Origin of the sequence: Streptomyces sp. NPDC001480 (genome assembly GCF_042894725.1) — a bacterium.
Classification (GTDB): domain Bacteria; phylum Actinomycetota; class Actinomycetes; order Streptomycetales; family Streptomycetaceae; genus Streptomyces.
Genome location: NZ_JBIAVX010000017.1, coordinates 200,042 through 224,192, shown reverse-complemented (window position 1 = coordinate 224,192; position 24,151 = coordinate 200,042). Strand labels below are relative to the sequence as shown.

At 71.2% G+C, this 24,151-nt stretch carries 23 protein-coding genes and 1 tRNA gene; 12 read left to right on the top strand and 12 right to left on the bottom strand.

Annotation, left to right across the window (positions count from 1 at the left end; genetic code table 11):
• Positions 1-219: 219 nt before the first annotated feature.
• Positions 220-2,304 (top strand): fructose-specific PTS transporter subunit EIIC, encoded by a 2,085-nt coding sequence (locus ACFY01_RS35875; protein ID WP_390739935.1) that lies wholly within the window; start codon positions 220-222, stop codon positions 2,302-2,304.
• Between the two features lie 124 nt (positions 2,305-2,428).
• The gene (locus tag ACFY01_RS35870; RefSeq protein ID WP_390739934.1) at positions 2,429-2,722 is read left to right on the top strand and encodes a hypothetical protein; all 294 of its coding nucleotides are present in this window, start codon (positions 2,429-2,431) and stop codon (positions 2,720-2,722) included.
• A 25-nt stretch (positions 2,723-2,747) separates the two neighbouring features.
• On the opposite strand, the gene ACFY01_RS35865 is transcribed toward ACFY01_RS35870, so the two are convergent.
• The 3 genes from ACFY01_RS35865 to ACFY01_RS35855 all read right to left on the bottom strand — a co-directional run bounded on the left by ACFY01_RS35865 (position 2,748) and on the right by ACFY01_RS35855 (position 6,060).
• Positions 2,748-3,494: a DUF6227 family protein gene (locus ACFY01_RS35865; RefSeq protein WP_390739933.1), complete on the bottom strand. Its 747-nt coding sequence runs from the start codon at positions 3,492-3,494 to the stop codon at positions 2,748-2,750.
• A 157-nt stretch (positions 3,495-3,651) separates the two neighbouring features.
• Positions 3,652-4,872 (bottom strand): Ig-like domain-containing protein, encoded by a 1,221-nt coding sequence (locus ACFY01_RS35860; RefSeq protein ID WP_390739932.1) that lies wholly within the window; start codon positions 4,870-4,872, stop codon positions 3,652-3,654.
• 141 nt (positions 4,873-5,013) lie between these two features.
• Positions 5,014-6,060 carry a P1 family peptidase gene (locus tag ACFY01_RS35855; protein WP_390739931.1) on the bottom strand — a complete coding sequence of 349 codons (1,047 nt, stop codon included), beginning with the start codon at positions 6,058-6,060 and terminating at the stop codon, positions 5,014-5,016.
• Positions 6,061-6,113: 53 nt separating this feature from the next.
• Between ACFY01_RS35855 and ACFY01_RS35850 the strand changes: the two genes are divergently transcribed.
• Positions 6,114-6,290: a hypothetical protein gene (locus ACFY01_RS35850; RefSeq protein WP_390739930.1), complete on the top strand. Its 177-nt coding sequence runs from the start codon at positions 6,114-6,116 to the stop codon at positions 6,288-6,290.
• Positions 6,291-6,308: 18 nt separating this feature from the next.
• Here ACFY01_RS35850 and mscL read toward each other — a convergent pair whose 3' ends face one another.
• The 6 genes from mscL to ACFY01_RS35820 form a co-directional block, all read right to left on the bottom strand.
• Positions 6,309-6,767 (bottom strand): large conductance mechanosensitive channel protein MscL, encoded by a 459-nt coding sequence (gene mscL, locus ACFY01_RS35845; protein WP_390739929.1) that lies wholly within the window; start codon positions 6,765-6,767, stop codon positions 6,309-6,311.
• A 102-nt stretch (positions 6,768-6,869) separates the two neighbouring features.
• Complete coding sequence (locus ACFY01_RS35840; RefSeq protein WP_390739962.1) at positions 6,870-7,472, bottom strand: hypothetical protein; 603 nt, start codon at positions 7,470-7,472, stop codon at positions 6,870-6,872.
• A gap of 177 nt (positions 7,473-7,649) precedes the next feature.
• Positions 7,650-8,501, bottom strand: a complete 852-nt coding sequence (locus ACFY01_RS35835) for an S-methyl-5'-thioadenosine phosphorylase (RefSeq protein ID WP_390739928.1) — start codon at positions 8,499-8,501, stop codon at positions 7,650-7,652.
• 76 nt (positions 8,502-8,577) lie between these two features.
• Positions 8,578-8,910 carry an FmdB family zinc ribbon protein gene (locus ACFY01_RS35830; protein ID WP_390739927.1) on the bottom strand — a complete coding sequence of 111 codons (333 nt, stop codon included), beginning with the start codon at positions 8,908-8,910 and terminating at the stop codon, positions 8,578-8,580.
• A gap of 67 nt (positions 8,911-8,977) precedes the next feature.
• Positions 8,978-10,246 (bottom strand): MFS transporter, encoded by a 1,269-nt coding sequence (locus ACFY01_RS35825; RefSeq protein WP_390739926.1) that lies wholly within the window; start codon positions 10,244-10,246, stop codon positions 8,978-8,980.
• A gap of 237 nt (positions 10,247-10,483) precedes the next feature.
• Positions 10,484-12,007: a potassium/proton antiporter gene (locus ACFY01_RS35820; RefSeq protein ID WP_390739961.1), complete on the bottom strand. Its 1,524-nt coding sequence runs from the start codon at positions 12,005-12,007 to the stop codon at positions 10,484-10,486.
• A gap of 219 nt (positions 12,008-12,226) precedes the next feature.
• On the opposite strand from ACFY01_RS35820, the gene ACFY01_RS35815 reads away from it, so the two are divergent.
• Positions 12,227-15,058, top strand: a complete 2,832-nt coding sequence (locus tag ACFY01_RS35815; RefSeq protein WP_390739925.1) for a penicillin acylase family protein — start codon at positions 12,227-12,229, stop codon at positions 15,056-15,058.
• A gap of 56 nt (positions 15,059-15,114) precedes the next feature.
• Here the strand turns inward: ACFY01_RS35815 and ACFY01_RS35810 are convergent, their stop codons facing one another.
• Positions 15,115-15,750, bottom strand: a complete 636-nt coding sequence (locus ACFY01_RS35810; protein ID WP_390739924.1) for a 5-formyltetrahydrofolate cyclo-ligase — start codon at positions 15,748-15,750, stop codon at positions 15,115-15,117.
• Between the two features lie 94 nt (positions 15,751-15,844).
• On the opposite strand from ACFY01_RS35810, the gene galU reads away from it, so the two are divergent.
• The 7 genes from galU to ACFY01_RS35775 all read left to right on the top strand — a co-directional run bounded on the left by galU (position 15,845) and on the right by ACFY01_RS35775 (position 21,330).
• The gene (gene galU, locus ACFY01_RS35805; RefSeq protein ID WP_390739923.1) at positions 15,845-16,756 is read left to right on the top strand and encodes a UTP--glucose-1-phosphate uridylyltransferase GalU; all 912 of its coding nucleotides are present in this window, start codon (positions 15,845-15,847) and stop codon (positions 16,754-16,756) included.
• Positions 16,753-18,075: a gephyrin-like molybdotransferase Glp gene (gene glp / locus ACFY01_RS35800; RefSeq protein ID WP_390739922.1), complete on the top strand. Its 1,323-nt coding sequence runs from the start codon at positions 16,753-16,755 to the stop codon at positions 18,073-18,075. The genes galU and glp overlap by 4 nt, the downstream gene beginning before the upstream one ends.
• An 80-nt stretch (positions 18,076-18,155) precedes the next feature.
• Positions 18,156-18,635, top strand: a complete 480-nt coding sequence (gene moaC, locus ACFY01_RS35795) for a cyclic pyranopterin monophosphate synthase MoaC (protein ID WP_390739921.1) — start codon at positions 18,156-18,158, stop codon at positions 18,633-18,635.
• Positions 18,632-19,138, top strand: coding sequence for a molybdenum cofactor biosynthesis protein B (locus ACFY01_RS35790; RefSeq protein ID WP_390739920.1), 507 nt, complete (start codon positions 18,632-18,634; stop codon positions 19,136-19,138). Before moaC ends, ACFY01_RS35790 begins: the two co-directional genes overlap by 4 nt.
• Before the next feature lie 20 nt (positions 19,139-19,158).
• The gene (locus ACFY01_RS35785) at positions 19,159-19,761 is read left to right on the top strand and encodes a GNAT family N-acetyltransferase (protein WP_390739919.1); all 603 of its coding nucleotides are present in this window, start codon (positions 19,159-19,161) and stop codon (positions 19,759-19,761) included.
• 169 nt (positions 19,762-19,930) lie between these two features.
• A complete protein-coding gene (gene glpR / locus ACFY01_RS35780) occupies positions 19,931-21,163 on the top strand; it encodes a gephyrin-like molybdotransferase receptor GlpR (protein ID WP_390739918.1) in 1,233 nt (410 codons plus the stop codon).
• A 93-nt stretch (positions 21,164-21,256) separates the two neighbouring features.
• Positions 21,257-21,330, top strand: a tRNA-Ala gene (locus ACFY01_RS35775).
• Between the two features lie 155 nt (positions 21,331-21,485).
• Here the strand turns inward: ACFY01_RS35775 and ACFY01_RS35770 are convergent.
• Positions 21,486-22,793, bottom strand: coding sequence for a helix-turn-helix domain-containing protein (locus ACFY01_RS35770; RefSeq protein WP_390739917.1), 1,308 nt, complete (start codon positions 22,791-22,793; stop codon positions 21,486-21,488).
• A gap of 328 nt (positions 22,794-23,121) precedes the next feature.
• On the opposite strand from ACFY01_RS35770, the gene ACFY01_RS35765 reads away from it, so the two are divergent.
• Entirely contained in the window at positions 23,122-23,583 is a 462-nt protein-coding gene (locus ACFY01_RS35765; RefSeq protein WP_390739916.1) for a hypothetical protein, read from the top strand.
• A gap of 30 nt (positions 23,584-23,613) precedes the next feature.
• On the opposite strand, the gene ACFY01_RS35760 is transcribed toward ACFY01_RS35765, so the two are convergent.
• A complete protein-coding gene (locus tag ACFY01_RS35760) occupies positions 23,614-24,093 on the bottom strand; it encodes a GNAT family N-acetyltransferase (RefSeq protein ID WP_390739915.1) in 480 nt (159 codons plus the stop codon).
• Positions 24,094-24,151: the final 58 nt, after the last annotated feature.

The following is a 24,151-nucleotide window of genomic DNA, read 5'->3' as shown; positions in this document are numbered from 1 at the left end:
CCCGCCGAACGCGCTGAAACGGTGCCCCATGAAGCGGCGAGGCTTCCCCTTACTCGCCGCGACCGCCGGTCGGCAGGGCACCCTGAGCCGCTCTGCCGGCCCGCGGAGGCGGGGCTTCCCCGGTCCCGCCTCCGCACCCGGCGCCTTCCCCCGCTGCACCCCCGTCCCCACCCCCGCCCACCCCACCCCCCGGGCGATACGCGTGCTAAGGAGCCCGCGATGAGCGAGATGATCACCGCGGACCTGGTCGACCTCGACCTGTCCGCCGACACTAAAGAAGCGGCGGCGCGCGCCCTCGCCGAGCGCATGGTGACCCTGGGCCGGGTGACCGACATCGAGGGCTTCCTCGCGGACGTCGCCGCCCGCGAGGCGCAGATGCCGACCGGCCTCGACGGCGGCATCGGCATCCCGCACTGCCGCAGCGAGCACGTCACCGAGCCGACCCTCGCCTTCGGGCGCAGCGCGGCCGGGATCGACTTCGGTGCCCCTGACGGCCCCGCCGACCTGATCTTCCTGATCGCCGCACCGGCCGGTGCCGACGACGCCCACCTGACGATCCTGTCCTCGCTGGCCCGGCAGCTGATGAACGCCGAGTTCACCTCAGCGCTGCGCTCGGTGGGCGACGCCACCGCGGCCGCCGCACTGATCCGGGGCGACAAGGCGGCGGACGAGACGGCGGACGGGGCGACGGGCGAGGCGGCCGGCACCGTCGCGGCGGCCGGTTCCGAAAACTCCGCTGCGGCGTCGGCGGCGGCCTCCGCCGACGCCGCAGCGGGCAGCACGGCCCCCGCCGAGACGCAGCGGCCGTTCCGTGTCGTCGCCGTCACCTCCTGCCCGACCGGCATCGCCCACACCTACATGGCGGCCGAGTCGCTGGAGACCGCCGGCCGTGAGGCGGGCGTCGAGGTCGTCGTCGAGACGCAGGGCTCGGCCGGTTTCACCCGGCTCGACCCGGCGGTGATCGCGGCGGCGGACGGCGTGATCTTCGCCCACGACGTGCCGGTGCGCGAGAAGGACCGCTTCGCCGGGAAGCCGACCGTCGATGTCGGCGTGAAGGCGGGCATCAACAAGGCCGCCGAACTGATCGCAGACGTGCGCGGCAAGGCCGAGCGAGGGGAGGTCACCGCGGCCGCCAAGGGCGGTACGCCGGTCGACCGGGCCGGCGAGCCCGGCGAGGGCTACGGCACCAAGCTCCGCAAGTGGCTGATGACCGGCGTCAGTTACATGGTCCCGTTCGTCGCCGCGGGCGGTCTGCTGATCGCTCTCGGGTTCGCGATCGGCGGCTGGAAGATCGCCAACGCGCCTTCGGTCATGGAGCACTTCTCCTGGACCCAGGTCGACAGCTGGGGCGCCCTGCTGTTCCAGATCGGCAAGGTCGCCTTCGGCTTCCTCATCCCGGTCCTCGCCGGATACATCGCGTACGGCATGGCGGACCGCCCCGGTCTCGTCCCCGGCTTCGTCGGCGGAATGATCGCCTCCAACATCGCCGCAGGTTTCCTGGGCGGTCTGGTCGCCGGCCTGCTGGCGGGTGGCGTCGTCCTCGCGATCCAGCGGATCAAGATACCGCCGGTGCTGCGGGGCATCATGCCGGTGGTGGTGATCCCGTTGATCTCCTCGATCGTTGTCGGCTTCCTGATGTTCGTCGTGATCGGCAAGCCCATCGCCGAGGCGCAGAAGGGTATGACGGACTGGCTCTCCGGCCTCTCCGGCACCAACGCCATCCTGCTCGGCGCCCTGCTCGGCCTGATGATGTGCTTCGACCTCGGTGGCCCGGTCAACAAGGTCGCGTACGCCTTCGCCACTGCCGGTATCGCGGTCCAGAACCCCAGCGATTCCGCGATGCAGATCATGGCCGCCGTGATGGCCGCGGGTATGGTCCCGCCGCTGGGCATGGCACTCGCGACCACTGTCCGCAAGAAGCTCTTCACCCCGACCGAGCGGGAGAACGGCAAGGCCGCCTGGGTGCTGGGCGCCTCCTTCATCTCCGAGGGCGCGATTCCGTTCGCGGCGGCCGACCCGCTGCGGGTCATCCCGTCCGCCATGGTGGGCGGTGCGGTCACCGGCGCCTTGTCGATGGCCTTCGGTGCCACGCTGCGCGCCCCGCACGGCGGCATCTTCGTGGTCCCGCTGATCGGCAACCCGTTCCTCTACCTGATCGCCATCGCGGCCGGCGTCTGCGTCACGACGGCGCTGGTGGTCGTCCTCAAGGGCATGCGCAAGCAGGCCCCCGAGGCCGCGGGCAACGGCTCGGCGCCGGACGCGGCCACCGCGACGGCGGAGCGGAAGCAGCCGGTCGCCGCCTGACGGGCCGGCACTCCTGTCCTGTGCGGTCCTTGTCCCATTAGGGCGCTGTGAGTTGTTCACGGCACCTGCGAGATACGTCACGGTCCGGGACCAAAGTCCCGGACCGTGGTGTGTACTGGGGCGTATGCCTGCGCACGTCTCCATCCTCCAGCCGGTGGCGGTGATCCTCCTCGCCCTGGTGACCGCCGCCTGGGTGACCGTCGTGACGGGCATTCTGCGCCGCCGCCGTCTCCTCCAGCAGGCCGCCGCACGGCGCACCCACCGGCAACCGCACGTGCTCCCGGACCTTCCTGTCCTCCAGGACCTTCCCGGCCTCCCGGACCAGCGGCAGGCCGCGCCCGAACTGGAGACCGTGGAACTGACCCCGGCGGAAAAGGACGCCTTCGCGGGTCTCGTACAGCGACTGGACCGGCCCTGAGCCGAACGGCTACGGCGGGCTGGGATCAGGCCTGCTGGGCCGCCCGGCGCTCCATGGCGTCACGGGCCGCGTCCTCCGACACGTACACCTCGCACATATGGCGCCCGTCGGGCGTGGCCGTGTGCTCGACCTCCCAGAGGGAGAGCTCCATGCCGTCGTGCAGCAGGAAGGCGTGCTCGTAGAGCGAGAAGCTCAACGCGCCCCGGCCGGCCCGGCCCGGGCGGCCGAAGGCCTGCGTGATCTGGTGCGCGCACGCCGTCGCCAGCAGCGCCGCCGTCCCGGCGTCCGGCCGGTCCGGGTTCTCCGCGCGGCGCAGCAGCCGGCGCGCGTGGTCCGCCGAGGCGTCCGGGGCGTACACATGCCGGGGCTCGGGGAGCGCTGACAGCTGGGTGAGCACCGGCAGCTCGAAGTCCGGCGCGTCCGCCGGCAGCGGCAGCCGGGCCGTGGCGGCGCGCAGCTCCTCCTCGTCCACGTACACCTCGTGCTGCGGCTCGCTGCCGGGCGCGGTGTTGTGCACCAGCTCCCACAGCGTGACCGCCGAACCGTCGGCGAGCAGCCAGGTGTGCCGGTACGTCTCGCGGTGCAGCCCCGCGCTGTGGTGGGCGGAGTGCAGCGAGCCGTCGTGCGCCAGCGGGCACTCCAGCTGCCGCAGACACTCGTCGGGCAGCTCGAAGGAGTTCAGGGCACGCCCGAGGAGCCGCTCGAGGTGCTCCTCCGGAGACTCGGGCGACTCGGCTGGTTCGTACGCTGCCGTCTCGTACGGAACGCTCAAGGCTTCTCCCGGCGTTGCTGCATGTCACCTTGTGGGTGCATACCGTAGCCCCTCGGTCGGACATCATGTCCGGGAACCGAGAAAACGTGTGCGGGGAAAACGCGCGGGCCGCGCGGAATGTTCCCGCACGGCCCGAGCTTCCGTCAGAAACCGCCGGTCAGGCGCCACTTCCCGCGGTCCACTCGCTCCAGGACATGTTCCAGCCGTTGAGCCCGTTGTCCGGGGCGACCGTCTTGTCCGGGGAGTTCTTGACGACCACGACGTCGCCGATGAGGGAGTTGTCGTAGAACCACTTGGCGGAGGTGTCGCCCTGGGCGCCCTGCACGTCCGCGAGCCCCACGCAGCCGTGGCTGGTGCCCTCGCGCCCGAAGGGCGGGTTGCCCTTGTTGTACCAGTAGTTGCCGTGGACGAAGGTGCCGGACTGGGTCAGGCGCATCGCGTGCGGCACGTCCGGGATGTCGTACTCGCCGCCGAAGCCGACCGTCGAGCCGTTCATGCGGGTCTGCGTGAACTTCTCGGAGATCACCATCTGGCCGTTGTACGTGGTGTGCTCCGGGCTGCCCGCCGAGATCGGGACGGACTTCAGGGTCTTGCCGTCCCGGACCACGGTCATGGTCTCCGTGTTCACATCGACGGTCGAGACCTGCGAACGCCCGACGGTGAAGGTCACCGTCTTCTTCTGCACGCCGTACACGCCGCTCGCGCCCTGCACGCCGTCCAGGTCGATCTTCATCGTGACCTTGGAACCGGCCTTCCAGTACTCCTGCGGCCGGAAGTCGAGCCGCTGCGCCCCGAACCAGTGCCCCACCACCTGCTGCCCGCTGCTGGAGGAGACGGTGATGTGCGACTGGACGGCCTTCTTGTCGGTGATGGCCTTGTCGAAGGTGAAGGACACCGGCATCCCGACGCCCACCGTGCTGTCGTTGTCCGGGGTGTAGGTCCCGATGAAGCTGTTCGAGGTCGTGACCGTGGTGAAGATGGAGTTGGCGGCGGCCGTGCGCCCGTTCCCGTCCTTCGCGGTCGCGGATATCTGGTACTTCGTCCCACGCTCCAGCTGCGCCTTGGGCTGCCAGCTCTTGCCGTCACCGGATATCGCGCCCGGCACGGCCTGCCCCGACCCCGCCACGGTCATCTTCACGTCGGTCAGCTTGCCGTCGCTGACCTTCACGCCGGTGGCGTTGATGGACGCGCTGGTCGAGCCGTCCTTCGCCGAGATGACGATCTTCGCGGTGGACGTCTTCGTGGAGGTCCTGCCGCCCTTGCCGTCGTTGTTGTCGGCGCTGGCGTCGCCCCCGCACGCGGTGAGGGTGAGGGCGCCGACCATCAGGGCGGCACAGGCCACCAGTGTGCGCCGCGCTGCAATGTCCGGCGTTGTCACGGGCTGCTCCAGGTTCGTGTGTCGTGCGTGATCCGCTCCAGTGCGTGAACGAAGAGGCAGCCGGGCTCGGTTGGGGTTCCCTCCGTTCGCGTTCAAGGTCTCCACGTGACAGAACCAGGACAATCGCAGCGGTCCGGGGATCTACGGCCTGCCGCTGCGGGCCCCGTACAACTCCTCGTACGACGGCCACGCCCCGCCCGGTCCGTCCACCGGCTCGGCGGCGCGTACGGCCCGGACGATCGCGCGGGTCACCAGGTCCGCGCCGGCCGCGAGGACGGCGTTCAGCGCGAGCGGGTCCTCGTCGTGGTCGCCGAGCGGGCGGGCACCCGTGGCCAGGGCGAACACCGTGTCACCGTCGTTGAGCAGATGGACCGGCCGGACGGCACGGGCGATGCCGTCGTGGGCGGTGCCGGCCAGCTTCTGCGCCTGCGCCTTCGACAGGTCCGCGTCGGTGGCGACCACCGCGAGCGTGGTGTTGAGCGGCGGAAGCGCGTTGCGTGCCGCGGACTCGGCGACGCGCCGGCGCGCGGCCTCGTGGACCCGTGGCTCCGGGTACACCACCCGGCCCCCGGACAACTCCCCGTACAGCACCCCCGTCTCCGGATCCACCGCCGACCCGACGGCGTTGACCACCACCAGGGCGGCCACCGTGACCCCCGTGTCCAGCACCGTGCTCGCGGTGCCGACCCCGCCCTTCAGCGCGCCCACCACGGCACCCGTGCCGGCGCCCACACACCCCTGGGGGACGGGTGCCCCGGGCGGGCTCGCCGCGGCCGCCTCGACCGCCGCCCGCCCGGTGGCCGCGTCCGGCCGGGCCCGGAAGTCGCCGCCCCGGCCCAGGTCGAAGACACAGGCGGCGGGCACCACCGGCACGACGTGCGCCGGATCCGCGCCGACCCGCACCCCGCGCCGTTGCTCCTCCAGCCAGGCCATCACCCCCGACGCCGCGTCGAGCCCGTACGCGCTGCCGCCGGTCAGCACGACCGCCTCGACCTTGCGCACCACGTTGCGGGGATCGAGAGCGTCGGTCTCCTTGGTGCCGGGGCCGCCACCGCGCACGTCGACCGCGGCGACCGCCCCGCCCTCGGGCGCGAGCACGACCGTCGTACCGGTGAGCCGGCCGTCGCCGACCCGGGTCGCGTGTCCCACCCGCAGTCCCATGACGTCCGTCAATGCGTCAACTGTCATGCGGGCAGTCTGCCCGGGCCCGGACGCCCGGGGCGGCCCGTACCCTTGAGGGCATGAGCACCGCCCCCGCCCCCGAGCCCCGCGAGCCGAAGCCCGCGCTGTTCTTCGACGACCCGCTGGACCAGCAGTCCTCGGACGACACCGACCGCGGATGGGGCGAGCGGACCGAGTCGGACGGCACCGGCGACCTCAAGCGCTTCCTCGACGAGAAGCCGCCCCACCACATCTGAACCGGCCGCGCCGCCCCGCTACCGCGGGCCGGGCCCCGAGGCGCGCTCGGCGGCCAGCAGGTCGCGGATCTGCTCGAGCACCTCCAGCTCGGTCACCGGCACGACCTCCTTCGTGCCCTCCCGCGCCTTCCTGCGGGCCTCTATCCGGGCCAGGTACCTGGACATCGGCAGGACCATCAGGAAGTACACCACCGCACCGGTGATCACGAAGGTGAGCGTGGCGCCCAGGACGGATCCCCACATCAGCTGGATGCCGTGGGTGCCCTTGCACGACGAGCTCAGGCACGAGCTGTAGTTGTCCAGGTTCTGCGTACCGACCGCGCCGACCAGCGGGTTGATGATCCCCTTCACCACCGAGTTGACGATGTTGGTGAAGGCGGCGCCGATGACCACCGCGACCGCCAGATCGACGACGTTGCCGCGCATCAGGAAGGCCTTGAAGCCCTGCCAGACGCCCGGTTCCTGCTTCTCGCTCACCTCGGAGCCTCTCTTCGCGTGCACTGGGTGTGGAACAAAACGCTCCGCAACCTACGGCACGACGAGGTACCCCTGTCCACCGCGGTGGCCCGGGTGAGAGGCTCAGCACAGCGTCACCGCCAGCCGTGCCGTCGCGCTCGCGCCGACCAGCCGTGCCGCGGTCGCGCGCGGCACCGCCAGCACCACCAGCGCCCCGCTCTCGACGGCGCCGTCCAGGGCGCGCGGCACCTTCGTCACCCGCGCCCCGCGCGCGACCACCCGGGCGTCGCCGCCCGTGGCCGGGTCCTCGGCGGCGATGACGTCGACGCGGTCGCCGGGCCGCAGCAGCCGCACGGTGGCCGCGTCGGCGATCCGGACCGGCGCCGACACCGACCCGGATGCGGGCTGCCGTCGTACCGGACCCGCCACCGGATGCCCGCGTGCCCGCCCCCCGCGATCCGGTTCCGGCGCGGCGCGCGGTCCCGCCGCCACGAGTGCCGCCGCGGTCACGGCGAGACCGACCGCCAGGGCCCGCCTGCGATGCCGCACCAGGCGCTGCACCTGGTACCGCCCGCCGCGCACCCGCACGGGCGCGAAGTGCGGTACCTCGCACGTGGCGGGGGCATCGGTGCCCGGCGGGCGCGGAGAGGCGAACGACGGCGAAGGGCGGGACGAAGGGTGGGGCGAAGGGTGGGACGGCGAGGGAAAGGAGGGCGACGGGGGCATGTGCACGAGGACCACCACCTGCGGTGAGGGGACGAGGAATCGGCTTGCGATCCCACGATGAGGCCTCGCGCCGAAGCTCGCCGGAGCCGGTGGACGACCGGCGGGTTGTGGAAAACCCGCCCACCCGAACGCGCGCTTCCGCCACCGCGGCGCTCTCGCCACCCCGGCACCACCGCACTACGGCAGCACGAACCCCGGATCCATCCCGCCCAGCGCGTTCACGCACAGGCAGTCCCGTCCCGTGCTCTCCGGCAGGGCCGCCACCGCGTCGAACAGCACGCCGCGCAGCCGCTCCACGTTGGCGGCGAACACCCGCAGCACCTCCTCGTGCGAGACGCCCTCGCCGGTCTCCGCGCCCGCGTCGAGGTCGGTGACAAGGTTCAGCGAGGTGTAGCAGAGCTCGAGCTCACGGGCGAGCACGGCCTCGGGATGGCCGGTCATGCCGACCACCGACCAGCCCTGCGCCTGGTGCCACAACGATTCCGCACGGGTCGAGAAGCGCGGGCCCTCGATCACGACCAGCGTGCCGCCGTCCACGGGCTCCCAGTCCCGCCCGCGCGCCGCCTTCAGGGCGGCGGCCCGCCCGGTGGGGCAGTAGGGGTCGGCCAGCGACACGTGCACGACGTTCGGGATGATGCCGTGCGGCAGCGGCAGCCCGTCGAAGTAGGAGTTCTCCCGGGACTTCGTACGGTCCACCAGCTGGTCCGGGACCAGCAGCGTGCCGGGCCCGTACTCGGGACGCAGGCCGCCCACCGCGCAGGGGCCGAGGACCTGGCGGACCCCGACGGACCGCAACGCCCAGAGGTTGGCGCGGTAGTTGATGCGGTGCGGCGGCAGATGGTGCCCGCGGCCGTGCCGGGGCAGGAAGGCGACTCGCCGGCCGGCGACCTCGCCGAGGAAGAGGGAGTCGCTGGGCGCCCCGTACGGGGTGTCCACCTGGATCTCGGTCACGTCCTCGAGGAACGAGTAGAAGCCGGAGCCGCCGATTACACCGATCTCCGCGTTTACACCGATCTCTGCGTTCGCCATGAGCAGCACACTAGCCGCCCCCGCGGACGCCGAAGACCCCGCCGTCGTATGACGGCAGGGTCCCGTAAGGAAACGGTCAGGCGGCGGAGCTGCTCGCGGAGCTCGAGGAGGAGGAGCTCGAAGACGAGGAGCCCGAGTCGCTCGACGAGGACGACGCCGACGACGAGGAGCCCGACGTGCTCGACGAGGACGAGCTCGACGACTTGGAGGCCGGGCTGCTGCTCGACGACGAGCCGCGGCTGTCGTTCCGGTAGAAGCCGGAACCCTTGAAGACAATGCCGACCGCCGAGAACACCTTCTTCAGGCGGCCACCGCAGTTGGGGCACTCGGTCAGGGCGTCGTCGGTGAACTTCTGCACCGCCTCGAGGCCCTCGCCGCACTCGGTGCACTGGTACTGGTAGGTGGGCACTGTCTTCCTCCTGGCACTCTCACTCGATGAGTGCTAACGACGATCCATAGTGACGTATTCCGGGGGATCAGTCCACCGTCACCGGCAAGCGGTGACCGACGCCACGTGCGACGGTGCGGTTCTGGGGCCGGCCGGCAAGCAGCGACCGCAGGGCCACCAGGGTCGCCAGGGCCAGCAGGGTACCGGCCGCCGGCACCAGGAAACCGGCGCCGTCCCAGAGGCGGTCCTCCAGTTGTCCGGCGACGGTGACGGCGGCCGCCTGGCCGAGCGCGACCGCGCCGGTCAGCCAGGTGAAGGCCTCGGTGCGGGCCCCCGCCGGGACCAGGTCCTCGACCAGGGTGTAGCCGGTGATCAGGGACGGCGCGATGCACATGCCGACCAGCAGGCCCAGCCCGGCGAGGAGGAGCACGGAGTGGGCCGTCCAGAGGGCGGACGCGGTCAGTGCGAGAGCCGCGTAGCCGAGAACGAGGCGCCGCTGCGGGGCGGTCTTCCAGGCGACGGCGCCGCAGACGAGGCCGGAGAGCATGTTGCCCGCGGCGAAGGTGCCGTACAGGACGCCGTTCAGGCCGGGCTCGCCGATCGACTCGGTGAACGCGGCCAGTCCGACCTGCATGCCGCCGAACACCGATCCGATGCCGAGGAAGGTCACCACCAGCACGCGCACACCGGGTACGCGCAGCGCGGAGGCACGCTTCACGCGCGCGTGCCCGGCGTCGGCGCCCACGGCGGGCTGGGTGTTCTTCTGCGCGGCGAACAGCAGTCCGCCGACCAGTGTCAGTGTCGCCTCGGTGACCAGGCCCGCCGCCGGGTCCAGGGCGGTGCACAGGGCGGTCGCCAGCAGCGGGCCGACGACGAAGGTCAGCTCGTCCGTGACGGACTCGAAGGCCGCCGCGGTGGTCATCAGCGGCGAGTCCGCCAGCTTCACGCCCCAGCGGGCGCGCACCATCGGGCCGACCTGCGGCACCGAGGCGCCGGTCGGTACGGCCGCCGCGAACAGCGCCCACAGCGGTGCGTGGGCCAGAGCGAGTGCCGTCAGGGCCAGGCCCGACAGCGCGTGCACGAGGACGCCGGGTACCAGCACCGCGCGTTGGCCGTAGCGGTCGGCGAGACGGCCGCTGTAGGGCGCGAACAGCGCCATGGAGACGCCGGTGGCGGCCGCGGCGGCGCCTGCCGCGCCGTAGGAGCCGGTGGTGTGCTGCACGAGCAGCACGATGGAGATGGTGAGCATCGCGAACGGCTGGCGCGCCGCGAAGCCGGGGAGCAGGAACGTCCAGGCGCCGCGGGTGCGCAGCAGCTGTCCGTATCCGGGGCGCTCGGTGGTGACCGTGGACTCCACGGCCCGTGCCTTTCTGCCGCCTGGTAGCGCGACCCCTCGTCAGGTCAGGGGGCGCCGAGAGCTGTCCTCTTGCGCGGAACTGCGGTAGATACCGGAATCCACTGCGGGAGCGCCCGGCCGCCATACGGTCGCGCCAGCTCTGCGTCAGACAGAGTTGGTTCGATCAGGGTTCTACGACCTTCACTTTACAGGGAGCAAGCCGGGCACGGCTGTGAAGAGGAGCACGACGACTCGTGTTCACCTGGGGTTTGTTCCATTCGTCCCCAGCCATCCGGCCAGCTTGCCGCCCCTCCCGACCGCGCGCAGGCGCCGTTCCGCGGCGTCCCGGACCGGGTCGGTGGCGACCACGAGGAGTTCGTCCCCGTGCCGCAGCACCGTGGTCGGCAGCGGAACGAACGATTTTCCCTCGCGGACGACGAGGGTCACGGCGGCCCCGGCCGGCAGTCGCAGTTCGTTCACCTCGACGCCGTGCATCCGTGAGCCCTCGGGGACCTCCACCGAGAGCAGGTGGCCGCGCAGCCGCTCCAGGGGGGCCGACTCGATGCCCAGGTCGGCGGCCTCCGTGCCGTCGCCCAGCCGCAGCGCGCGTGCCAGCCAGGGCAGCGTCGGCCCCTGGATGACGGTGTAGACGACGACCAGTACGAAGACGATGTTGAAGATGCGGTGGCTGGTGTCGACGCCGTTCACCATGGGGATCGTCGCCAGGATGATGGGCACCGCGCCGCGCAGTCCGGCCCAGGACATCAGGGCCTGATCCGGCCATGGCACCCGGAACGGCGCCAGGCTGAGCACCACGCTCAGCGGGCGCGCCACCATGGTCAGCGCCAGGCCGATGACCAGGGCGGGCCAGATGTCGTCGCCCAGTTCGTGCGGGGTGACGAGCAGGCCGAGCAGGACGAACATGCCGATCTGGGCGATCCAGCCGAGCCCTTCGGCGAAGCCGCGCGTGGCGGGCCAGTGCGGGAGCCGGGCGTTGCCCAGCAGCATGGAGGCCAGATAGACGGCGAGGAAGCCGCTGCCGTGGGCCAGGGCGCCGACGGCGTACGCCGTGACCGCGATCGCCATCACGGCGATCGGGTAGAGGCCGGAGGCGGGCAGTGCCACGTGCCTGAGGCCCCAGGCGCCCAGCCAGCCCACCGCGAGGCCGATGGCGGCGCCGATGGCGAGCTCCAGGAGTATCTCGCCCACGAGCACGTACCAGTGCTCGACCGGGCCGGCCGTGGAGAAGGCGACGACCAGGATGACCACCGGGGCGTCGTTGAATCCGGACTCCGCCTCCAGGGTGCCGGTCACGCGCGCGGGCAGCGGGATCCTCCGCAGAACGGAGAAGACCGCCGCCGCGTCCGTGGAGGACACCACCGCTCCGATGATGAGCGCCTGCCGCCACCCCAGGCCGACCAGGTAGTGCGCCCCCGCGGCCGTCACGCCGACGCTCACCGCGACCCCGGCCAGCGCCAGGGTGGAGGCGGCCGGCAGGACCGGCCGGATCTCCTTCCACTTGGTGCCCAGACCGCCCTCGGCCAGGATCACGACCAGGGCCGCGTAGCCGATGACCTGGGTCAGTTCGGCGTTGTTGAAGTGGACGTTCCCGATGCCGTCCTGGCCCATGAGGACGCCTATCCCCAGATACACGAGCAGGCTGGGGAGCCCGCTGCGCGAGGAGATCCGGACCGCCGCGACGGCGACGAGCAGGACGACGGAGCAGACGAGCAGGAGCTGGTCGAGGTGGTGAACGGACAGCGGCGGTTCCTCCCCTTTGATCCGGAAGGCGGGTTCCCGGCAAGTTTTCCGGTCAACTTCGGCGGTTACTTCGTTACCTTACCTAACTCTTGACGATTTCTTGACGAACCACAAGGCATGATCGAACGTCCGTCCGCGGCTGGACCCGACACCGCGTCAAGGGGCACCGGGCCCTGCGCCTATGGTTGCTTCAGCACTCCAGTACCGCCTGCCGCTCGCGTTAGGACAGCAAGGACAGCGATGCCCCCGAATACCACCGCCTCAACGGGTGACAAGCCCGGCAAGTCCGGCAGGAAGAAGGGGCGCAAAGCCCGTCTTATCGTGCTCGTACTGGTGCTGGCCATCATCGGAGGCATCGCCTACGGGGCCTACTGGTCCATCAGTACCGTGCGCGCCTCCTTCCCGCAGACCAAGGGATCCATCACGCTCGACGGCCTGTCCGGGCCGGTCGACGTGAAGCGGGACGGTTACGGCATCCCGCAGATCTATGCCTCGTCCGACGAGGACCTCTTCATGGCGCAGGGCTTCGTCCAGGCGCAGGACCGGTTCTACGAGATGGACGTGCGCCGCCACATGACCTCCGGGCGCCTGTCGGAGATGTTCGGCAAGAGCCAGGTCAAGAACGACGAGTTCCTGCGCACCCTGGGCTGGGACCGGGTGGCTCAGAAGGAGTACGACACCAAGCTGTCGCCGGAGACGAAGAAGTACCTCCAGGCGTACGCCAAGGGGGTCAACGCCTACCTCCAGGGCAAGGACAGCAAGGACATCTCGCTGGAGTACGCGGCCCTGGGCTTCACCAACGACTACACGCCGGCGAAGTGGACCCCGGTCGACTCGGTCTCCTGGCTGAAGGCGATGGCCTGGGACCTGCGCGGCAACATGCAGGACGAGATCGACCGCGCCCTGATGACCAGCCGCCTCGGCCCCCAGCAGATCGCCGACCTGTACCCGGACTACCCGTACAGCCGCAACAAGGCGATCGTCCAGGAGGGCCAGTACAACGAGCTGACCAAGACGTTCGAGCAGGGCAGCGGTACGGCGGGCTCGACGGGCACGGGCGGCACCACAGGTACCGGTGGCACGACGGGCACGGGCGGCACGACGGGCACGGGCGGCACGACGGGTACGGGCACCACCGGAGCCTCCGGTTCGTCCTCGTCCGGTTCGGCCGTCACGAGCCAGCTGGAGGGCCTCTACAACGTCCTCGACAACGTCCCCCCGGCCGTCGGCGTGAATGGCCAGGGCATCGGCTCCAACTCATGGGTGGTCGCCGGGAAGTACACCATCAGCGGCAAGCCGCTGCTCGCCAACGACCCGCACCTGGCGGCCTCGCTTCCCTCCGTCTGGTACCAGATGGGCCTGCACTGCCGCACGGTCTCCAGCAAGTGCCAGTACGACGTCACCGGCTACACCTTCGCGGGCATGCCGGGCGTGATAATCGGCCACAACGCCGACATCGCGTGGGGCATGACCAACTCCGGCGTCGACGTCACCGACCTGTACCTGGAGAAGCTCAGCGGCGAGGGCTACCTGTACGACGGCAAGGTCCGGCCCTTCACGAGCCGGGAGGAGACCATCAAGGTCGCCGGCGGCGCTTCCAAGAAGATCGTCGTCCGGCAGACCAACGACGGGATGCCCCTGCTCTCCGACCGCGACGACGAACTCGTCCAGGTCGGCAAGAAGGCCACCGTCGACACCGCGGCCCCCGACCGCGGCGACGGCTACGGCATCGCCCTGAAGTGGACCGCCCTTCAGCCGGGCACCTCCATGGACGCCGTCTTCGCCATGGACAAGGCCGCGAACTGGAGCGACTTCCGGTCGGCGGCCGCGCTGTTCGACGTGCCCTCGCAGAACCTGGTCTACGCCGACACCAAGAACCACATCGGCTACACGCTGCCCGGCAAGATCCCCACGCGGGCGAAGGGCGACGACGGCTCCATCCCGGCGCCGGGCTGGAACTCCAAGTACAAGTGGACCGGCTACATCAAGCAGGACGAGCTGCCCTACGAGTTCGACCCGAAGCGCGGCTACATCGTCACCGCCAACCAGGCCGTCGTCGACGAGGGCAAGTACCCCTACACGCTCACCACGGACTGGGGCTACGGCACCCGCAGCCAGCGGATCAGCGACCTGATCGAGTCGAAGATCAAGGGCGGCGGCAAGATCTCGACCGACGACATGCGCCAGATGCAGCTGGACAACAGCAGCGAGATCGCCAAGCTGCTGGTGCCCAAGCTGCTGAAGATCAACCTCGACGACAAGGACGTCCGCGACGCCCAGAAGCTGCTGGAGGGCTGGGACTACACCCAGGAGGCCGACTCGGCGGCGGCCGCCTACTTCAACGCGGTCTGGCGCAACATCCTCAAGCTGGCCTTCGGCAACAAGCTGCCCAAGGAACTGCGGGTCAAGGGCCAGTGCCTGTGGGTGGACAAGACCGACTCGACCGGCCCGGTGGACGACGACAGCAAGGTGCGCGAGTGCGGTGAGCGCGACGCCGACCAGGCGCAGCCGGACGGCGGCGACCGCTGGTTCGAGGTCGTGCGCACCCTCATGGACAAGCCGAAGAGCGACTGGTGGAAGACCCCGGCCGGCGTGGGTGACCGCATCAAGGCCGACAACCGCGACGACCTGTTCAAGCGCGCCATGATCGACGCCCGCTGGGAGCTCACCGCCAAGCTCGGCAAGGACATCGACACCTGGAGCTGGGGCCGGCTGCACCGCCTGTTCCTGAAGAACCAGACCCTGGGCACCGACGGCCCCGGCGTCCTGAAGTACATCCTCAACCGCGGCCCCTGGAAGCTCAGCGGCGGCGAGGCGACGGTGAACGCGACCGGCTGGAACGCGGCCGGCGGCTACGGCGTGGTCTGGGTGCCGTCGATGCGGATGGTGGTCAACCTCGACGACCTCGACAAGTCGAAGTGGATCAACCTCAGCGGTGCCTCCGGACACGCCTACAGCGCCCACTACACCGATCAGACCGGCAAGTGGGCCAAGGGCGAGCTGTTGCCGTGGTCGTTCTCCGGCAAGGCGGTCGACGGCAGCACCAGCGACACCCTCGTGCTGAAGCCGTGAGGCTGAATCCGTGAGTACGTGAAACGGCCCTCCACGCACGCGTGGAGGGCCGTTTCTCATTCGGCTCCCCGCTGGGCGTCCCGGAAGCGCCGTACGCCCGACGGCGTCACCACCGCGTGCACCGGCCGGTCGTGCGGCTCCTTCGGGACGCGCTCGACCACCTCCGCGTCGTACAGCAGCACCACCAGCGCGGGATCCGCGCCCGCGCGCTCCAGCCGGGCCAGCACACGGTCGTACGACCCTCCGCCGCGCCCCAGCCGCATCCCGCGCGAGTCCACCGCCAGGCCGGGCAGCAGGACGGCGTCGGCGCCCGTCACGGCGTCCGGGCCGAGCCGCTCGCCGGAGGGCTCCAACAGCGGCATCCTCCCGCCGTGTTGCACGCGCGCGAGGGAGCCCTCACCGGCGTACACGCCCCAGTCCAGGTCGTTGTCCGGCAGGAGCACGGGCAGCAGCACGCGTACGCCCCGCCCGCGCAACGCGTCGAGCAGCGCGAGCGTGCCGGGTTCACTGCCCACGGAGACGTACGCCGCGACCGCGCGCGCGTGTGCCAGTTCCGGCAGCTCCAGGGCGCGCCGGGCCAGCGCGGTGGCCGCCTCCCGCACGTCATCTGGCGTCAACCCGCCCCTCACCGTGAGGAACTCCCGCCGCAACGTTCGCTTGTCAGGCTCGCCCTCGCGCCCTGCCTGGTCCACCTGTCGTACCCGCACTTTCCTCAATGGGCTCAAATGAGAGACAACCAACCCGAGCCACAGTTTCCCCACAAAGGCACCGGATAAGGTTGCGGGCATGACTCAGTCGCACCCCAGGATCAGCAAGGCTGTCATTCCCGCAGCAGGCCTCGGCACCCGGTTCCTGCCGGCCACCAAAGCCACTCCCAAGGAGATGCTGCCGGTCGTGGACAAGCCCGCGATCCAGTACGTGGTCGAGGAGGCCGTGTCGGCGGGGCTCGACGACGTCCTCATGATCACCGGACGCAACAAGCGTCCCCTGGAGGACCACTTCGACCGGAACTACGAGCTGGAATCCGCTCTCCAGAAGAAGGGCGACGCCGGCCGGCTCGCCAAGGTCCAGGAGTCCAGCGACCTCGCGACCATGCACTACGTGCGCCAGGGCGACCCCAAGGGCCTCGGCCACGCGGTCCTGTGCGCCGCCCCGCACGTCGGGCACGAGCCCTTCGCCGTCCTGCTCGGCGACGACCTGATCGACCCGCGCGACCCGCTCCTGAAGCGCATGATCGAGGTCCAGGAGCTGCACGGCGGCAGTGTGATCGCGCTGATGGAGGTCGCGCCCGAGCAGATCCACCTCTACGGGTGCGCGGCCGTCGAGGCCACCGAGGACGGCGACGTCGTGAAGGTGACCGGCCTGGTGGAGAAGCCGGAGACGGCGGACGCCCCGTCGAGCTACGCGGTCATCGGCCGGTACGTCCTCGACCCGCACGTCTTCGAGATCCTGCGCAAGACCGAGCCGGGCCGCGGCGGCGAGATCCAGCTGACCGACGCCCTCCAGCAGATGGCCGAGGACGAGAAGGCCGGCGGCCCGGTGCACGGCGTCGTCTTCAAGGGCCGCCGCTATGACACCGGCGACCGCGGCGACTATCTGCGTGCCATTGTCAGGCTCGCGTGCGAACGTGAAGACCTGGGCCCGGAGTTCCGGACCTGGCTTCGCAGTTACGTAGCCGAGGAGATGCAGCAGAGTTGAGCAGCGCCGCGACCAGCCCCGCCGGCCGGGACCACCTGTGGTCGGTCGAGGAGCACCTGGAGGACATCCTCGCCACCGTCCGCCCCCTCGACCCCATCGAGCTGCAACTGCTCGACGCCCAGGGCTGCGTCCTGGTCGACGACGTCACGGTGCCGGTCTCGCTGCCGCCGTTCGACAACAGCTCCATGGACGGGTACGCGGTGCGGGTCGCGGACGTCGCGGGCGCGAGCGAGGAGTTCCCGGCGGTCCTGGACGTCGTCGGGGACGTCGCGGCGGGCGCGGCCCATCTGACACCGGTCGGCCCGGGACAGGCCGCCCGCATCATGACCGGCGCGCCGCTGCCGCCGGGCGCCGAGACCGTCGTCCCCGTGGAGTGGACCGACGGCGGGCTCGGCGAGGGCCCGGTCGGCGGGATGCGCGCCCGCAGCCTGGCCCCCGAGGGCGCCACCGGCCAGGTGCGCGTGTACCGCCCGGCCGAGGCACGCGCGCACGTGCGGGCCGCGGGCAGCGACGTGCAGGCCGGCGACCGGGCCCTGGACGCCGGCACCGTACTCGGCCCGCCGCAGATCGCGCTGCTCGCCGCGATCGGCCGCGGCACGGTCCGGGTGCGCCCGCGCCCGCGCGTGGTGGTGCTGTCCACCGGCAGCGAACTCGTCCAGCCCGGCGAGGGGCTGGGCAGCGGCCAGATCTACGACTCCAACAGCTTCGCCCTCACCGCGGCCGCCCGGGACGCCGGCGCCATCGCCTACCGGGTGGGCGCCGTCGTCGACGACGCCGAGACCCTGCGGACCACCATCGAGGACCAGCTCATCCGCGCCGACCTGCTGGTCACCACGGGCGGCGTCAGCGTCGGCGCGTACGACGTGGTCAAGGAGGCGCTGGCGCACGTCGGCGACGCGGAGGAGCCGGGCAGCGGGGTGGACTTCCGCAAGCTCGCCATGCAGCCCGGCAAGCCCCAGGGCTTCGGCTCCATCGGTCCCGACCACACACCGCTGCTGGCCCTGCCGGGCAACCCGGTGTCGTCGTACGTCTCCTTCGAGCTGTTCGTGCGGCCCGCCATCCGCACGCTGATGGGGCTGGCGGACGTGCACCGGCCCACGACCAGGGCGGTCCTGAAGGCGGACGAGGCGCTGAGCTCGCCCAAGGGGCGCCGCCAGTTCCTGCGCGGGGCGTACGCCGACGGCGAGGTGACGCCGGTGGGCGGCTCCGGATCGCACCTGGTCGCGGCCCTGGCGCAGGCCGACGCGCTGATCGTCGTCCCCGAGGACGTGGTGGGCGTCGAGCCCGGCACCGAGGTAGAGGTGGTCCTGCTCGGCTGAGCGGCGCCGGTTGGCGGTACCGTGTCGCGCACGACAGGCCGTCGCGCACGACAGGCCGGGACCGGGAGCACCGCACAGTTATGAGTACGCAGGACCGACTGACGCACATCGACGACGCGGGCGCGGCCCGCATGGTGGACGTGTCGGACAAGGACGTGACCGCCCGCACCGCCCGTGCCAGCGGCCGCGTCCTCGTCTCCCCGCGCGTGGTCGAACTGTTGCGTGGCGAGGGGGTTCCCAAGGGGGACGCGCTCGCCACCGCGCGTATCGCGGGGATCATGGGGGCCAAGCGCACTCCGGATCTGATCCCGCTGTGCCACCCGTTGTCGGTGTCGGGTGTGAAACTGGACTTGTCGGTCGCGGACGACGCCGTCGAGATCCAGGCCACCGTGAAGACGACGGACCGTACGGGCGTCGAGATGGAGGCCCTCACCGCGGTGTCCGTCGCCGCGCTCACCGTGATCGACATGGTCAAGGCGGTCGACAAGGGAGCGGTCATCACGGACGTACGGGTGGAGGAGAAGACGGGCGGCAAGTCGGGCGACTGGAGCCGGGCATGACCTACCGGGCTCTCGTGGTCACGGCCTCCAACCGGGCCGCCGCCGGGGTCTACGAGGACAAGGGCGGTCCGCTGGTTGCCGACGGCCTGAAACGCTTCGGCTTCGCTGTCGACGGGCCGCAGGTCGTCCCGGACGGCGACCCGGTGGAGGCGGCCCTGCGCGCCGCCGTCGAGGCCGGTTACGAGGTCGTCGTGACCACCGGCGGCACCGGCGTCTCGCCCACCGACCGCACGCCCGAGGCGACCCGCCGGGTGATCGAGTACGAGGTGCCGGGCATCGCGGAGGCCATCCGGGCGTTCGGCCGCGACAAGGTGCCGACCGCGGCGCTCTCGCGGGGCCTCGCGGGAGTGGCGGGCGGCACGCTGATCGTCAACCTGCCGGGTTCCACGGGCGGAGTGAAGGACGGACTGGCCGTCCTGGAGCCCCTCCTGGCGCACGCCGTCGACCAGATCCGCGGCGGCGACCACCCCAGACCCGGTGCCGGCAGTGGGGGTGCGAGCTGAACAGCCCATCCTGGCCCGCCGTGCTGGTGGACGGCGACATCGTCCTGAGGCCGATAAGGCTGCGCGACCAGAAGGCGTGGCGCGAGGTGAACCGGCGCAACCGGGACTGGCTGCGGCCCTGGGAGGCGACCATTCCGCCGCCCACGCCCACCGGTCCGGTCGCCCACCGGCCGACCTACCGGCAGATGGTCCGCCACCTCAGGGCGGAGGCGAACGCGGGCCGGATGCTGCCGTTCGTCATCGAGTACCAGGGGCGTCTGGTGGGCCAGTTGACGGTCGCCGGGATCACCTGGGGTTCGATGTGCTCGGGGCACGTCGGCTACTGGGTGGACCAGGCGGTGGCCGGGCGCGGGGTGATGCCGACGGCCGTGGCGCTCGTCGTCGACCACTGTTTCCGCACCGTCGGACTGCACCGCATCGAGGTCTGCATTCGCCCCGAGAACGGGCCCAGCCGTCGGGTCGTGGAGAAACTCGGATTCCGCGAGGAGGGCCTCAGGCCCCGTTATCTCCACATCGACGGAGCCTGGCGCGATCATCTCGTCTTCGCGCTCACCGCCGAGGAGGTACCGGACGGCCTGCTCGCCCGCTGGCGGCGCGCACGCTCGCAGAACGCCTCCAATTGAAAAGGACCGCAACCGGTCCATAATCGCCCGCCATCTGGTCGAATAAGCGTTCGAAATTGATCGGTTGATCGCATCGAGCGCAAAAAAAGCTGGAAATATCAGCCAGATCGTGCGACACACCGGCCCAATTGGCGGATGGCCTCACGCAAACCCCTCTACGGTGTGAGACGTGAGCAGCAGCGGCCTCATCTACGCAGTCATCGTCGGGGCCTGGGCCGCCTACTTGGTGCCGATGTGGCTCCGTAGGCAGGACGAGCTGAACGAGGCCCGTCCGACGGAACGCTTCAGCACCGCCATCCGGCTTCTGTCCGGACGGGCGGGTATGGAGCGCCGGTACGCCAGGGACCTGCGGGCGCGCTCCGCCCAGGAGGGGGAGCACGACATCGACGCTCCGGGCGTCGTCACCGAATCGGTCGACGTCCGGGCCTTCGCCGTGCCTCCGGCCCGCCGGCAGGCGCCGGTGGAGGCCGAGCCGGAAGCCCCGGAGCGTCCGGAACCGGCGCGCGCCCAGACGGTCGCGCCCGCGCGCAAGCCGGCCCCCGCGTCCGCGTCCGCCCCGGTGTCCACGTCCGCCCCGAAGTCCGCGTCCGCGGCCAAGCGGGTACCGGCCGCACGGCGGGCGCCCTCCAGCGAGTCGGCGGCGGCGCGCGCCCGGCGCTCGAAAGTGCTCGCACGCCGTCGGCGTACCACCGTGCTGATCTTCCTGGCCTTCACCCTCGGCGCGGTCGTCGCCGCCGTCGGAGGACTGGCGTTCCTGTGGGCGCCCGGTGTGCCGGCCGTCATGCTCAGCGCGTACATCGTCTACCTGCGCGCCCAGGAACGCCGCCGCTTCGCCTACCAGATGGACCGGCGCCGGGCCGAGGTCGCGGCCCAGCGGCTGCGCGAGCAGCCCCGCCGGCGCGCGCCCCTGGACGGCGGCACGGGCACCCCCGAGCCGGACGAGGGCCCCGAGTCCGAGACCGACCCCGGGATGTCCGCGCTCGCCGCGGACCGCCGCGCCCTCGTCGAGCAGACCGACCACGCCGAGTGGGTCGACCAGCAGCGCGAGCGCCGGCGCCGCCCCGGGCACGGGGACAGCTGGGACCCGGTGCCCGTACCGCTCCCGACGTATGTGACGGCGCCGGTCGCACCCCGGGCCACCTCCGACGTGGACCTGGGGGCCCCCGACACCTGGAGCTCGGCGCGGTCCGGCCCGGTGACCCCGGAGCACGAGGCGCAGGCCGCCGAGCGCGGGCCCGAGCCGGGCGACCCGGAGTCCGCCGCCGACGACGACCGCCCGGCCGCCGACGGCCGCACCGACGCCCGCCGCGCCGCCTCCGCCCGCCGCGCCCGCGAGCGCGGCCGCACCCCCCTCTTCGACCAGTACGAGGAAGGCGACCGGCCGCGCGCGGCCAACGAGTGACCGCCGCCACACCCGCCGGAGCCCGCCCCTGACCAGTCGGGGAACGGATTTCCAAGCACCCCAGCGGGGATGCTAGAGTTTCACTCGTTGCAAGGGCCTGTGGCGCAGTCCGGTAGCGCACCTCGTTCGCATCGAGGGGGCCAGGGGTTCAAATCCCCTCAGGTCCACGCATCACTGTTCTTGAGTTCGCTCAGGGTCAGTTGACGAGATCCCGCCGATCTTCTTGATCGGTCGGGATCTTTGTCGTTTCCCGGGCCTGTCCGCGAAGGTGATCCAGCAGGTGTCGCCGGTGCGGCCCTGTTCGGTCCAGACCCGCCGAGGACTAGCTGCCGTAGGGGTGGACCCACTGGCGTTCGCCGGAGTCGTTCGTGCCGTACCAGTAGCGGGACATTCCCTTGGTGCTGGTCGTGTGGAAGGGGCGGCCGTGGTCGTCGATGCGGATCGTGCCGGTGCGGCCCTGGGAGGACCAGTCGAGCTCCAGGTACCAGCGGGCGTCGTGGGTCTGGGTCGTCGCGTCTACCAGCAGGACTTCGGGGTCCTCGGCGGATACGCGGTACGGGAAGTGCACGGCCGGGATGGTGTGTTCGGTGTTGGCGGCGTCGGCGCCGTCCTTCGGGCGGGCGATGGGGCGGTCGGCGTCGAGGTTCACGGTGAAGCTACGGGGTGTCAGGTCACCGCCGCAGCCCTGGTCCATTTCGTACACGGTGCCGGGGCCCGGGTTGCCGCGACTGACGACGCGGACCCGGAGCGCCTCGAGGACGACGGCCGTGGAGGACCGGCCCTGCACCGAGATCTGCACCATCGTCTGCCGCCCGTGTACCGCGCCCTGCGTCGCCGACCACGCTGCGGCGTCCTGCTGCACCGGGGGCGGGGGGACCTGCGTGGGCGGCTTGTCGATGACGTAGTCGTGGCTGCAGCCTCCGCTCCAGATCTGGGAGTCGGCGCTCCAGGTGACGGGCACGCCGGTGGCCGGTTTGGCAGTGGGCGTGGGGGTGGGGTCTGTTCCCCTGTTCGCGGCGGGCGAGCCAGGGGTCTTGTTCTTCGAACTGGGTGAGGACGAGTTGCCGTCGCCGGTGGGGGAGGGGCTCGTGGGAGCGGTCGTACGCGAGCCGGACGCGTTCGAGGGGCCGTCGGCCGGCAGGGCCGACAGGCTGCCCAGGGTCGCGACCAGCGCGCAGGCGGCAGCGGTGGAGATCAGGATCCGTCGGCGGCGGTACCAGGGGCGGGGAGCCGGGGCGGGCGCTTCGGCCTCGGCGGTGTCGGCGGGGGCTTCGTCCACCGGCTCCTCCGGCTGCTCCGGCTCCTCCGGCTCCTCCGGCTCCTCCGGCTCCTCGTCCGCCGCAGGCGCCGTACGGACCCGTTGCCGTGCCGCCACCGCGAGCAGCCACAGCCGGTGCAGTTCGAGTCGTTCCTCCGGCGTCGCCCCGCAGAAGGCGGCCAGCCGTTCCACGGGTGCGAAGTCCTGGGGCACGGCTTCCCCCGCGCAGTAGCGGTGCAGCGTCGAGGTGTTCATGTTCACGCGCCGGGCCAGGGAGCCGTAGCTCCGGTCCGTACGGTCCTTCAACCGCCGCAGCAGCTCCGCGAACCGCTCGACGTCGCCCCGAGCCGACACCGTTCCCCCGTCGTCCATCGAATCCCGTGCATCCCGCGTTTCAGGCACCCGTATACCTGCACGTCAGATGGGCTGGGATGGTTCCACCGTCGCCGAACGGGCGTCGGGCGTTGCGCCGGGCCTCCGTGGCGGCCGATGCTCTTGGTGTCGCACCGACCAGGGCCGGGCCGACCAACCGGCGTCGCCGCGACATCCGGCATCCGTGCACCCATGCACCCAGGCACTCATTCACCCATGCGCTCCTTCACGGGGGACGTCCATGCCCAGGCGCACCCGAGCAGGCCGGCTCAGCTCATCGCACGGACGGCCGACGACCAACACAACCATCAGCCAACGGAGATCACACATGGACCGCAAGACCCGCACCGCGCTGACCGCCGGCGTCCTCGCCGTCGCCCTCGGCCTCGGCGCCACCGCCCAGGCGGCCTCCGCCGGCACCCCGCGCAGCGTCAGCGGCAAGACGTCCGACAACATCACCCGCATCGCCGACTTCTACGGCGCCTACATCGACGCGATGAACGACGAGGGCAGCGTCAAGCTCCGGGCCGCGCTGCGCGAGCACTACCTCACCCCCGCCTTCCAGAAGGAACTGAACGCCTGGGAGAAGAAGAACCACGCCAACGGTGTCCTGCGCGCCCAGAACGTCCCGCTCGCCTGGAAGGTCACCGACAACGGCGCCGTCGGCCACACGGAGGCCGTCATCACCTTCACCTGGGGAAAGAGCCGCCCCAGCAAGCTGATCGTCGACATGACCCGCGACAGCCGCAAGATCTACCACATCGGGGAGAAGGGCATCAGCGGGAAGTAGTGCAGGGCGCTTTCTTGCGACGGCCGTTGCTCACCGCAGTGTCTTCGCGAAGCAGCGGCTGTCCTCGTAGTGGCGGTAGTAGCCGAACTTGCCGCACGGCTCGTAACCGCTGGAGGTGTACAGGGCGATGGCCTCCGGCTGCTTGGTGCCGGTCTCCAGGACCATGCGGAGGCGGCCGGCCGCGCGGGCGTCGTCCTCCAGGGCGGTCAGGATGCGGCGGGCGAGACCCCGGCCGCGCATCGCCTCGACCACGAACATGCGCTTGAGCTCGGCGTCGCCGTCCAGGTTGCCCTCCTCGTTGGCGTCCTGGCTGCGCCAGCCGCCGGTGGCGACGGGTCTGCCGGTGGTGTCGTACGCGATCAGGTACACGCCCCTCGGCGGCTCGAAGTCCGACGCGTTGAGGACGGTGGCGTCACCGCCGTCGCCGTAGCGCAGGTGGTACTCGGCCTGGACCTCGTCGTTGAGCTTGACGGCGTCGGAGTGGTCGAAGGGGACGCGACGTATATTCATGCTGGGCATCGTACATTCATGCGTAGTAGGGAACCGCCGGAAATCAGGGCCCGTCCAG

Excerpts from the sequence above, each read along its gene's own strand:
- ACFY01_RS35875 (WP_390739935.1), top strand. The coding sequence starts at position 220 with ATGAGCGAGATGATCACCGCGGACCTGGTCGACCTCGACCTGTCCGCC.
- ACFY01_RS35870 (WP_390739934.1), top strand. The coding sequence starts at position 2,429 with ATGCCTGCGCACGTCTCCATCCTCCAGCCGGTGGCGGTGATCCTCCTC.
- ACFY01_RS35855 (WP_390739931.1), bottom strand. The coding sequence starts at position 6,060 with ATGACAGTTGACGCATTGACGGACGTCATGGGACTGCGGGTGGGACAC.
- ACFY01_RS35850 (WP_390739930.1), top strand. The coding sequence starts at position 6,114 with ATGAGCACCGCCCCCGCCCCCGAGCCCCGCGAGCCGAAGCCCGCGCTG.
- ACFY01_RS35840 (WP_390739962.1), bottom strand. The coding sequence starts at position 7,472 with ATGCCCCCGTCGCCCTCCTTTCCCTCGCCGTCCCACCCTTCGCCCCAC.
- ACFY01_RS35835 (WP_390739928.1), bottom strand. The coding sequence starts at position 8,501 with ATGGCGAACGCAGAGATCGGTGTAAACGCGGAGATCGGTGTAATCGGC.
- ACFY01_RS35815 (WP_390739925.1), top strand. The coding sequence starts at position 12,227 with ATGCCCCCGAATACCACCGCCTCAACGGGTGACAAGCCCGGCAAGTCC.
- galU (WP_390739923.1), top strand. The coding sequence starts at position 15,845 with ATGACTCAGTCGCACCCCAGGATCAGCAAGGCTGTCATTCCCGCAGCA.
- moaC (WP_390739921.1), top strand. The coding sequence starts at position 18,156 with ATGAGTACGCAGGACCGACTGACGCACATCGACGACGCGGGCGCGGCC.
- ACFY01_RS35790 (WP_390739920.1), top strand. The coding sequence starts at position 18,632 with ATGACCTACCGGGCTCTCGTGGTCACGGCCTCCAACCGGGCCGCCGCC.
- ACFY01_RS35770 (WP_390739917.1), bottom strand. The coding sequence starts at position 22,793 with ATGGACGACGGGGGAACGGTGTCGGCTCGGGGCGACGTCGAGCGGTTC.
- ACFY01_RS35765 (WP_390739916.1), top strand. The coding sequence starts at position 23,122 with ATGGACCGCAAGACCCGCACCGCGCTGACCGCCGGCGTCCTCGCCGTC.
- ACFY01_RS35760 (WP_390739915.1), bottom strand. The coding sequence starts at position 24,093 with ATGAATATACGTCGCGTCCCCTTCGACCACTCCGACGCCGTCAAGCTC.